Consider the following 9,636-nt stretch of genomic DNA (forward strand, 5'->3'; position numbering starts at 1 on the left):
TCTACTATATTATGAATTTTAAGTTCTTTAGATAAGTTTATTAAGTCATTCATTATTTGATGGTTTTTATATTTATTTCTGATATAAGTTAGCTTTTCTTCTAGCTTTTTTGGAGTAGTTTTCCTAAATAGTGCTCTCATTATTTCATAATTAGTTAACAACCTAAAATCTCCAATGTTTTGTTTATAGTCTTGATTAAGGAGTATTATATACATGTTTTCAAAATGTCTGTACTTGTAAATATAATCTATAGCCTTTGATTTGAATTTTTTGTCTTTTATTCTCATTTTGTATGTTCTTATATTTTTATTTCCGGCTATAGATTTACTCATTTTCTTTTAACTCCCTCTATAATCTTTTTAACTACTTGAATTTATAATTGTTTTAAGGTTTTTATAAATATTTTGTAACTGTTAATTAGCCTCCTATTCTAATACCTCCACCATTCCAAATCCCTGGTTCCTTCTGAAACCAATTCCAAGCATATATATATAATTCAAATCTTCTACATCTCCTTCGATATAAAAATTACCTCTATATGAATTTAAATACAAATAGTCATTATCATTTTTTTCAATATATCCTCTTATTTTTTCCTTAACTACAACTTTAGTAAGATTAATCGAATTAAATTTTACTTCTCTTTTCAGCCCATATCCTCTAAAATTTTTCAAAGTTAAATCTAATATGTAATTAAGATTTTCCTCATATTTTTCGTCTTCTGGTGATAGTGAATTGCCAACTTTGTCTTTTATGTAAATTGGTGATAATGTTTTAAAAATAGCTCTGTCTTTTAATATTTTCTTTTCTCTTATAAGCCTTACTCTTTCTTTTTTTAACCTGTAGCCCTTATATTCAAACTCCACATTCTTTAGCAACCCATTATAAAGATTTATCATAAATTCATGATCTGGTGAGCTTATGTTTAAAATTATTTTACCATCTACCCTAAAGTTTTCATTTTCTCTACTAAAATCATTTAAATATACTGAAAAACAAAAATTTTTACTTTTCTTATTAGATTTGTCTTTATAATAATACAAATTATTAAAATATTCTTTGTTTGATTTCTCTAGTGATTTTTTTATTAGACTTACAAACATCATTCTATAAGATAAAGGTAAAATATCACATTCATAACAGCAGCTTAATCTCATCAAATCACCTCCTTTTATTTGAAAAAAATTATTTACTATATCAATATCAATTAAGGAACTTAATCTCTAAAAAAATATTACCATATATATCCGGAAATATATTCGTCGCATTAATAAATTTTATATAAATTTTTTAATTTTTTTACTTCTTCTCTTATCTCTTCCTTTAACTCTTCAGGTTCTAATATTTCTACACAACTACCCATACTTAAAATCCATGATTTTATCTCTGGTAAACCACTCATTGTCGCTTCAAATAAAATAGAATTATCTTCTTGATTGAATATTATTTTTTGATTTTCACTCCAAATCCTTTCACTAATTATAATAGACATAGGAGGATTTATTTTTAACTTTATGTTATAGAGCTTGTCCTTAAAAATACTATTATGTCCTAGATAATCGCTCAATTTAAAATCTATTGGCTTATCAAAAGTGTCTTCTAACAATTTATAACTTCTAATTCTTGACAATTTAAAATCTCTAATCTCTCCTCTTAACTCACAATACCCAATACAATACCAAAAGCCTTTATACATAAAAAGTACATATGGCCTTATAACTCTTTTAACTAATCCTGAATTTATCGAAAAATAGTTGATTTCTAATTTATTTCTCGATATTATTGAACTGCTAATATCCAAATACTTTTTCTTCTCATCTTCTAAATCTATATTGGGCCTTGAAACTTTTACTATATGCTGATTTTTACCATCATCATACCTTCCTTTCACAGCAGCTTTAATTTTGTCTAAACCACTCTCATATTCTTTTAAAAACATAAAATTATCTTCTTTTTCCAAAAACTCTTTAGCCATTAAAAAAGAAGAAATTTCTGCTTCTTCTAAATTTAAATTAAAAATAAATGAATTTTCATCTAAATAATATCCTCCATTTTTCCCAGGTTCGCTCATTAAATATATTTCAGCTTTTTCTAGTTCGTTTTTATATTCTCTTATCATTCTTTCACTTACTTCTAGCCTTTCAGCTAACTCTTTTATCTTCATTTTGCCTCTACTTTTTAAAAGAATTAGCATTCTTAAACAATTACTTACCTTACTCATGCTAAAACCCCTTTATAAGTTAAATTTCTCCAAAAAAAAATTCTATAATTTTCAAAGAAAATCCTTCAATGTAATTATTTTTTAATAATCATATTTGTAAAAATCTTTCATTTATACTAGTAACACATGTTTGATTCACTCCATATAATATCATTAGGAATTTATCTGATATTTAATGTTAGCCAAGACTAATTAAAGTTAGCTAGAGGTGATGTCATGATACATGAAATCCCATTAAATAAGCTGCCTGTTGGGAAAAAAGCCAGAATAAAAGTGCTATCAAAAAATGTACTTCCTAAAAGGAGGCTTATGGATTTAGGGCTTATACCAAATACAATAGTTAAAACCGAAAGGATAAGTCCTTCCGGAAATCCGATAGCATATAACATAAGAGGAGCAGTAATTGCTTTAAGAAAAGAAGAAATAGAGAATGTAATCGTTGAGATTATAGATTGAGGAGGGTAATAGATGGGACTTACCAGTAAATCTACAGGTTTATCGCTATTAAAAAACAAATATGACATTGTTAAAGAAGATAGAGATATGATAGTAATTGCTCTAGCGGGTAATCCTAATACAGGAAAAAGTACCTTATTTAACACTTTGACAGGGCTAAATCAACATACCGGCAATTGGCCCGGTAAAACGGTGAGTAATGCTAAAGGAACATTTAAGTATAAAGATAAAAAATTTCTACTTGTAGATTTACCCGGAACTTATTCTCTCTTGGCAAATTCGGTTGAAGAAGAAATAGCTAGAGATTTTATTTGTTTTGGCAATCCAGATATAACTATTGTAATTACTGACGCAACTTGTCTAGAAAGAAACTTAAATCTCGTCCTTCAGGTTATGGAAATAACTGATAAAGTTATCGTATGTGTTAATCTCATAGATGAAGCAAAACGCAAAGGCATATCAATAGATATAGAAAAGTTAGAAAATAGACTAGGTGTACCAGTAATTCCTACTGTTGCAAGAGATAATAAAGGCATTGATGAATTATTAGAAATAATCTACCAAATGATTAATGGAAATATTAAAACGAATCCATATAGATTAAAATACAGTGATGAAATTGAATCTATTATCAAAGAGATTGAACCGATTTTAATAGAAACTTTAGGTACAAAATATAACACTAGATGGCTTGCATTAAGATTAATAGATGGTGATAAAGCTATTTTTAATTCTATAGATAATATTCTGAAAAAATACTCGATTTAAAAGAGGTGAATTTATGGACTCTGTTAAAGATGCATCAAGTAGAATTTTAAATATTCTAAACGATAAACTCAAAACAGATGCAAATATTAGCGACAGCATAGTAACTACTATTTATGAAAAAGCAGAAAAAATAGCGAATGAAGTTTTAATGATTGAAGATAAAAAAAAGATTAATTGGGATAAAAAAATCGATGATATACTAACATCTAAAATATTTGGATATCCAATTATGCTGTTACTTTTAGGACTAATTTTTTGGATAACTATACAAGGCGCTAACTACCCTTCACAACTGTTAGGCAAAATATTATTTGGTTTAGAAAATAAACTAACTGAATTTTTTATGTATATTAACGCTCCATATTGGTTACATGGGATATTAGTTTTAGGAATGTATCGAACTCTTGCTTGGGTAATATCTGTAATGCTGCCTCCTATGGCTATATTTTTTCCGTTTTTTACATTATTAGAAGATCTGGGATATCTTCCTAGAGTAGCCTTTAATTTAGATAATTTCTTTAGAAAATCTGGAACTCATGGAAAGCAAGCTTTGACAATGAGCATGGGTTTTGGATGTAATGCAGCAGGAGTTATAGCAACTAGAATAATTGACTCACCTAGAGAACGTTTGATAGCTATAATTACAAATAGTTTTGTCCCTTGTAATGGTAGATTCCCAACTCTTATTGCTATATCAACAATTTTTTTCAGTTCATTAGTTTCTCCAAAATTCAGTTCAATTATTGCAACGGCATCAGTAATAGGTATTATCTTAATAGGTATATTTATAACTTTATTTGTATCGAAACTATTATCTAAAACAATCTTAAAAGGTATTCCTTCAACTTTTACTCTAGAACTGCCACCATACAGAAAGCCTCAAATAGGCAGAATATTAGTCAGATCTTTAATAGATAGGACTTTGTTTGTGTTATCAAGGGCAGTATTAGTAGCAGCACCAGCAGGAGCTATAACATGGTTAGTTGCTAATATAAATATTGACGGAATAAGTCTATTAAATCATATTGCTCATTTTTTAAATCCTCTCGGTAATTTAATGGGTTTAGATGGTTTTATCTTATTAGCATTTATATTAGGGTTACCTGCAAATGAAATTGTGCTTCCAATATTAATTATGAGCTATTTATCTACAGGCTCTATGATTGAACTTGATAGTTTAGACTCTCTAAAAAATTTACTAATTAATAATGGCTGGACATGGGTAACAGGTTTGAATTTTATGCTATTTTCTTTATTACATTTTCCATGTGGAACGACTTTGTTAACTATAAAAAATGAGACGAATAGTACTAAATGGGCTGTTTTTACTGCTTTATTAACTACTTCGATAGCTATTTTGGTTACAATAATTGTAAATTTATTAAGTATACTTTTTAAATAATATAATTTGGAATAAAAATGATTTTATTTTAATTTATACAATATACAGAACTAATTTGTACGGTAATCATATTATACATCATTTACTATCCTAATGTAGCATTACATAAAATTACATGGTTTAGTTAACGTATTATTACACATAATATTAGTACAACAGGAAAACAAAAACACATTAAGGAGGGTAAATGATGGCTTATCAAAAAACAGGAAGAAACAAAATAGTAGTTCCTGAAGCACGACAAGCATTAAATCAAATGAAAACTGAAATAGCTAATGAACTAGGATTATCAAACTACGATTCAATTGATAAAGGTAACCTAACTGCAAGACAAAATGGTTATGTAGGAGGTTACATGACTAAAAAGTTAGTTGAACAAGCTCAAAGAAGTATGAGTGGATCAACTCCAACTAAATAATTAAACGATTAATAGTTAAAAAGTATGAGTGGATCAACTCCAACTAAATAATTAAACGATTAATAGTTAAAAACAAAGGTAGGCTTTTATTTTAAAGCCTACCTTTGTTTTTTTGTCATTATTCAACCGGTGGAGTAAAAGTCCTTTGAGCTAATTCTTCATCTAACATGTAAATTCCGTGGCTATTATCTCCTAACCTCTCTAACTTTTTAAGTATAGCTTTCATACTATTTTCCTCTTCTATCTGCTCATCTACAAACCACTTCAATAGACTTATTGTAGCATGTTCTTTTTCTTCAGTAGCAATATCCATAAGTTTATATATTCTTCTAGTTACAAATTTTTCATGTTCTAAAGCAGATTTAAAAACATCTACTAGAGATTCATAGTTATTTTTTGGCTCTTCAAGTGCTTGAATTGTAACTCTTCCATCCATTTCATTTATGAAATCAAAAAACTTCATTGCATGAAATTTTTCTTCTTCTGCTTGAATTTTAAAGAAATTTGCAAATCCATCTAAATCCTGCTCTGCACAATATGCAGCCATTGCTAAATAATAGTGAGCCGAATATAACTCATATTTAACCTGTTCATTTAATTCTTTTAATAATCTTTCTGATAACATTAATTCCCCTCCTCCAGGAAAACATATTTAAATACGTATATATTTATACCCATCCTTAAATTAATTTAAACAAAAAAACTTTATTAGTTAGCAATATCTTCCGCATTTAAGTAAAATTATTATCCCTCTATTCCTCTATATACTGTAATTCCAGCCATTTCTAATATTTTAAGTTCTACTATCAAATGATATAATAATTGTCCATTATACTTATCAAATTCCGAAATATATATTTTGAGCAATTTCCCTTTACTTTGCGTCATCATAGAAATCCCCCTACGCAAGAGATTTAACTAATGCAAAACCTAACCATACTGAAGTTAACCCTATCCCAATATTTAAAAAGATATTTAATATGCCTAAAAAATAACTAGACTCTCTGAATAAGTTAATTGTCTCATAAGAAAATGTAGAAAATGTAGTTAATGCACCTAACATACCCGTTCCAATTAATAGACGTATTTGAGGATCTATTTCTGCAACTTCGGCACCATACATCATCAAAAATCCTAGTATAAAACTACCTAATCCATTTACGACTAATGTTCCATATGGTAAATATGAGCCAAAAATATCTGTTATCCAACCTGTTATCCAATACCTTAAGTTGCTTCCAATGAAACCTCCTACTCCTAATAGCAGTATTTTCTTAAACATATTCATCATTCCCTTCTCCATACAATATCACGTTTAAATTATAGTCTGTTTTTACTTTTATTACAACATAGAAAAAGCCTTTATTAAGTTTATTCCATTAAAATTATACCCAATTTTTTGTATACTAAATACCCTATTCTGTCATCTTTAGGTAATTTATTGTCTTTAAGAAATCTAAACAATGCAGATTTCATCGAGTTACCATAAATTCCGTCTATAGGGCCATAGTAATATCCTTTTTTCTTTAACCTCCTTTGTACTTCTTGAACATCCGAACCTCTATCTCCCGGTTTCAATATCCTAAAACCGTAGCCAAACGGCCCAAATGGGCCACTAAATAAAATAACTGGTGTATTGTACTTAACAATGCTGTATAATTCTTCTATATCCTTATTTCTCATTCTAACGCATCCATGTGAAGCATTATATCCAATAGATGTAGGTTTGTTCGTTCCATGAATGCCATACCTACCCCACGGTACATTTATTCTCATCCATCTTGACCCAAATCCTCCACCCCATTTTGCTTTTTCAATTATCTTAAAACTTCCTATAGGGGTTGGTGTACTAGGTTTTCCTGTAGCTACAACATATTTTTTTATGACTTTATTTGTATCAACATCATAAAGATATAAATATTTTTTATCTATATCGACTAAAATCGCAAGATTTTCATAATTATACTGTTCATTTAATTGTTTTTTTTCCCATATTTCATATTCTCCATATAATTTACTTGTTCCTTTCAAATCATCTTTTTTTAATTCTGATAAATCTATTAATAACAAAAAAATTACTATAAACATTATAAAAGACACATATTTTTTCTTTCCCACTCCCATTATCACCCCCATATAATTAATATATGCTTTAACTAAATGAAAATATATAATTCAAACATTAGAATTAAATACTATTATATATAATTTATAAAAATGGCACTATGTCCCCATAACTCTTTTTAAAATCACTATTGACCTTTTTAATAAACCATTCAGGAAGATTCGATTGTTTTGATGTATAAAAATAAGGTTTTATTAAATCTATTCGTGCAGAATATCCACACCATTTATTAGGGTTGTTTTTCAAAAAGTCTATAAAGTCTTCAGGCGTTACTCGATATACTGATTTCTTTCCAAAAGTTCTCCCCTTTATTATTCCTTCCTTTAACCATTTATATACCGTAGTAGGGTTTTTATTGAGTAAAAACCCTATATTCCCTGTTGATAAATATTCTCCATTTGCTATGTATTGTGAACCCAATTTTAATTCCATTGCTTTCTTTTTTACCGAAATAGTACTCCTATTTAACATCCTAGCTATCTTTTCAATACTCCTTTTCCCCCAATTTAATGTTAGTATATCTATTTCTTCTTCTGTCCAATTTCTTACCATCTTAGTAAGCCCTAACCTTTTAGCCTTTTTAAAAACTGAATCCTTTGTTCTTCCTAAATCTTTAGATATAGAATTTATACTCTTTTTTGAATAATTTTCTACAAGATAGTCTACCTCTTCTTTAGTCCATCTTCTTTTTGGCATAAGCTGTTATCCCCTTTCTCAATGATTATTACAAATAGTATAATTCTATATCATATTATGGTGCTTCTTTGTAAAATTTCTATAATATCACTTTCTGTCATAGGCTTACCTATATAGTATCCCTGTATCTTATTACAGCCATATTCTAATAATTTATCTAACTGTTCTTTTCTTTCTACCCCTTCAGCTGTAACTTTATAGCCCATCTTATATGCCACAAATAAGATTGAAGATATCAATTTTTCTATTTTTTTATTAATATTAATATGATCAATAAAACTTTTATCAATCTTAAGCTCAGATACAGGAAAAAATGCTAGATTTTTTAATGACGAATAACCTACTCCAAAATCGTCTAATGATATAACTGCCCCCATTTTTGTAAGCTCAATCAATCTTTTCATATTTCGCTTTTCTAATTTCAATATTTGCGTTTCTGTTATTTCAAATTTAATTTTGCTAAAATCTACTTTTTCTCTTGTAACTATATTTTTAACATTATAAAAAAAGTCTTTATCATCAAACTGGTTCGGCGAGATATTTATCGCTACTTTTAAATTTATGTTTTCATTTTCCCATTTTTTAACCTGATTACATGCTTTTCTTATAACCCAATATCCAATCTCTCTGATAAGCCCTGTTTCTTCTGCTATAGGTATAAAATCTACTGGAGAAACTTCTCCAAGTTCTCCATTCTTCCACCTTAAAAGTGCTTCTACTTCAAGTATTTTATTTTCTTTTATATCTAAAACCGGCTGATACAATAAATATAATTCATTTCTCGTAATTGCTTTTCTTAATTCGTTTACCATAATAATCTTTTTCATTATATCTTTTTCAACATTTTCATCAAAATATCTATACTGCCCTTTACCTTTCCTTTTTGCTATATACATTGCTGCTTCTGCTTTCCTTATAGCATCATCAATACTATCATTTTCTTTTGTTATATAAACACCCATACTTACAGAATTATAAATTTCACGTCCTTCCACTTTAAAGCTATCTTGTAGTTTTTTTAATAGCGACTCTATTCTACTATCAATCATTTCTAATTCTAATTTAGGTAAAAAAATTAGAAATTCATCTCCATTATGAAAAAATACATCTCCTTCTTCACCAAGTATTTTAGATAATTTAATACTAAACGCCTTTAAATATTTATCACCAAACTTATGACCAAATGTCCCATTTGCATACTTAAAATCATCAATATCTAAAAGTATTACTATAAATTCACTAATATTTTTTGAAAAATATTTATATAAGTACTGCCTATTAGGTAATCCTGTTATACGGTCAAAATAATGTAGCTTGCTCCTTAATTTCATCTTCCCTCACATCCCAATACTGGTTTAGTTTTTTTTTTTTGAATATTTTTCTTATCCAATTTTTTGTATACAGCAAAAAATTTTAATTAAGATTTTTATCAAATTTATGTAATTCTAAATAAAAAATTACTACCATTACAATACAAAAAATAATTCCGTCTTTTTACTTGCAAGTATTTTTTTTGAAGTTTCTATGTAACAATATGCTTAAAATGTTAC

The 9,636-nt window shown here is 27.9% G+C and carries 13 protein-coding genes; 4 read left to right on the plus strand and 9 right to left on the minus strand.

What is annotated here, in order from left to right; genetic code table 11:
- The 3 genes from BUB51_RS10810 to BUB51_RS10820 form a co-directional block, all read right to left on the minus strand.
- Positions 1-332 (minus strand): hypothetical protein (locus BUB51_RS10810; protein WP_200791951.1); only part of this gene is annotated, 332 nt, incomplete at its 3' end.
- Between the two features lie 93 nt (positions 333-425).
- Positions 426-1,157 (minus strand): CRISPR-associated endoribonuclease Cas6, encoded by a 732-nt coding sequence (gene cas6 / locus BUB51_RS10815; RefSeq protein ID WP_073197699.1) that lies wholly within the window; start codon positions 1,155-1,157, stop codon positions 426-428.
- A gap of 110 nt (positions 1,158-1,267) precedes the next feature.
- Complete coding sequence (locus tag BUB51_RS10820; protein WP_073197701.1) at positions 1,268-2,221, minus strand: helix-turn-helix transcriptional regulator; 954 nt, start codon at positions 2,219-2,221, stop codon at positions 1,268-1,270.
- Between the two features lie 216 nt (positions 2,222-2,437).
- Between BUB51_RS10820 and BUB51_RS10825 the strand changes: the two genes are divergently transcribed.
- The 4 genes from BUB51_RS10825 (at position 2,438) to BUB51_RS10840 (ending at position 5,265) form a co-directional block, all read left to right on the plus strand.
- Positions 2,438-2,677: a FeoA family protein gene (locus BUB51_RS10825; RefSeq protein ID WP_035165023.1), complete on the plus strand. Its 240-nt coding sequence runs from the start codon at positions 2,438-2,440 to the stop codon at positions 2,675-2,677.
- Positions 2,678-2,689: 12 nt separating this feature from the next.
- Positions 2,690-3,445 carry a FeoB small GTPase domain-containing protein gene (locus BUB51_RS13615; protein WP_073197703.1) on the plus strand — a complete coding sequence of 252 codons (756 nt, stop codon included), beginning with the start codon at positions 2,690-2,692 and terminating at the stop codon, positions 3,443-3,445.
- A 13-nt stretch (positions 3,446-3,458) separates the two neighbouring features.
- Positions 3,459-4,847, plus strand: coding sequence for a nucleoside recognition domain-containing protein (locus BUB51_RS13620; protein ID WP_073197704.1), 1,389 nt, complete (start codon positions 3,459-3,461; stop codon positions 4,845-4,847).
- Between the two features lie 190 nt (positions 4,848-5,037).
- Positions 5,038-5,265 (plus strand): alpha/beta-type small acid-soluble spore protein, encoded by a 228-nt coding sequence (locus BUB51_RS10840; RefSeq protein ID WP_035165017.1) that lies wholly within the window; start codon positions 5,038-5,040, stop codon positions 5,263-5,265.
- Between the two features lie 118 nt (positions 5,266-5,383).
- Here the strand turns inward: BUB51_RS10840 and BUB51_RS10845 are convergent, their stop codons facing one another.
- From BUB51_RS10845 to BUB51_RS10870, 6 genes are all read right to left on the minus strand, one after another.
- Positions 5,384-5,890, minus strand: coding sequence for a ferritin (locus tag BUB51_RS10845; protein ID WP_073197706.1), 507 nt, complete (start codon positions 5,888-5,890; stop codon positions 5,384-5,386).
- A 119-nt stretch (positions 5,891-6,009) separates the two neighbouring features.
- The gene (locus BUB51_RS10850) at positions 6,010-6,156 is read right to left on the minus strand and encodes a DUF190 domain-containing protein (protein ID WP_083599608.1); all 147 of its coding nucleotides are present in this window, start codon (positions 6,154-6,156) and stop codon (positions 6,010-6,012) included.
- Between the two features lie 10 nt (positions 6,157-6,166).
- On the minus strand, positions 6,167-6,553 hold the full coding sequence (gene crcB, locus BUB51_RS10855) for a fluoride efflux transporter CrcB (protein ID WP_200791952.1): 387 nt from the start codon (positions 6,551-6,553) through the stop codon (positions 6,167-6,169).
- Between the two features lie 83 nt (positions 6,554-6,636).
- Positions 6,637-7,389: a L,D-transpeptidase family protein gene (locus BUB51_RS10860; protein ID WP_073197707.1), complete on the minus strand. Its 753-nt coding sequence runs from the start codon at positions 7,387-7,389 to the stop codon at positions 6,637-6,639.
- An 85-nt stretch (positions 7,390-7,474) separates the two neighbouring features.
- Positions 7,475-8,086: a helix-turn-helix domain-containing protein gene (locus tag BUB51_RS10865; protein ID WP_073197709.1), complete on the minus strand. Its 612-nt coding sequence runs from the start codon at positions 8,084-8,086 to the stop codon at positions 7,475-7,477.
- A gap of 50 nt (positions 8,087-8,136) precedes the next feature.
- Positions 8,137-9,417, minus strand: coding sequence for a putative bifunctional diguanylate cyclase/phosphodiesterase (locus BUB51_RS10870; RefSeq protein ID WP_073197711.1), 1,281 nt, complete (start codon positions 9,415-9,417; stop codon positions 8,137-8,139).
- Between the last annotated feature and the right edge of the window lie 219 nt (positions 9,418-9,636).

The organism is Caloranaerobacter azorensis DSM 13643, from assembly GCF_900129995.1.
In the GTDB taxonomy this organism is placed as follows: Bacteria; Bacillota; Clostridia; order Tissierellales; family Thermohalobacteraceae; genus Caloranaerobacter; species Caloranaerobacter azorensis.

What these genes read in the sequence shown, in the direction of transcription:
- BUB51_RS10860 (WP_073197707.1), bottom strand. Translation starts at nt 7,389, where the DNA reads ATGGGAGTGGGAAAGAAAAAATATGTGTCTTTTATAATGTTTATAGTA.
- crcB (WP_200791952.1), bottom strand. Translation starts at nt 6,553, where the DNA reads ATGAATATGTTTAAGAAAATACTGCTATTAGGAGTAGGAGGTTTCATT.
- BUB51_RS10865 (WP_073197709.1), bottom strand. Translation starts at nt 8,086, where the DNA reads ATGCCAAAAAGAAGATGGACTAAAGAAGAGGTAGACTATCTTGTAGAA.
- BUB51_RS13615 (WP_073197703.1), top strand. Translation starts at nt 2,690, where the DNA reads ATGGGACTTACCAGTAAATCTACAGGTTTATCGCTATTAAAAAACAAA.
- BUB51_RS10870 (WP_073197711.1), bottom strand. Translation starts at nt 9,417, where the DNA reads ATGAAATTAAGGAGCAAGCTACATTATTTTGACCGTATAACAGGATTA.
- BUB51_RS10840 (WP_035165017.1), top strand. Translation starts at nt 5,038, where the DNA reads ATGGCTTATCAAAAAACAGGAAGAAACAAAATAGTAGTTCCTGAAGCA.
- BUB51_RS10850 (WP_083599608.1), bottom strand. Translation starts at nt 6,156, where the DNA reads ATGATGACGCAAAGTAAAGGGAAATTGCTCAAAATATATATTTCGGAA.
- BUB51_RS10820 (WP_073197701.1), bottom strand. Translation starts at nt 2,221, where the DNA reads ATGAGTAAGGTAAGTAATTGTTTAAGAATGCTAATTCTTTTAAAAAGT.
- BUB51_RS13620 (WP_073197704.1), top strand. Translation starts at nt 3,459, where the DNA reads ATGGACTCTGTTAAAGATGCATCAAGTAGAATTTTAAATATTCTAAAC.
- BUB51_RS10845 (WP_073197706.1), bottom strand. Translation starts at nt 5,890, where the DNA reads ATGTTATCAGAAAGATTATTAAAAGAATTAAATGAACAGGTTAAATAT.
- BUB51_RS10825 (WP_035165023.1), top strand. Translation starts at nt 2,438, where the DNA reads ATGATACATGAAATCCCATTAAATAAGCTGCCTGTTGGGAAAAAAGCC.
- cas6 (WP_073197699.1), bottom strand. Translation starts at nt 1,157, where the DNA reads ATGAGATTAAGCTGCTGTTATGAATGTGATATTTTACCTTTATCTTAT.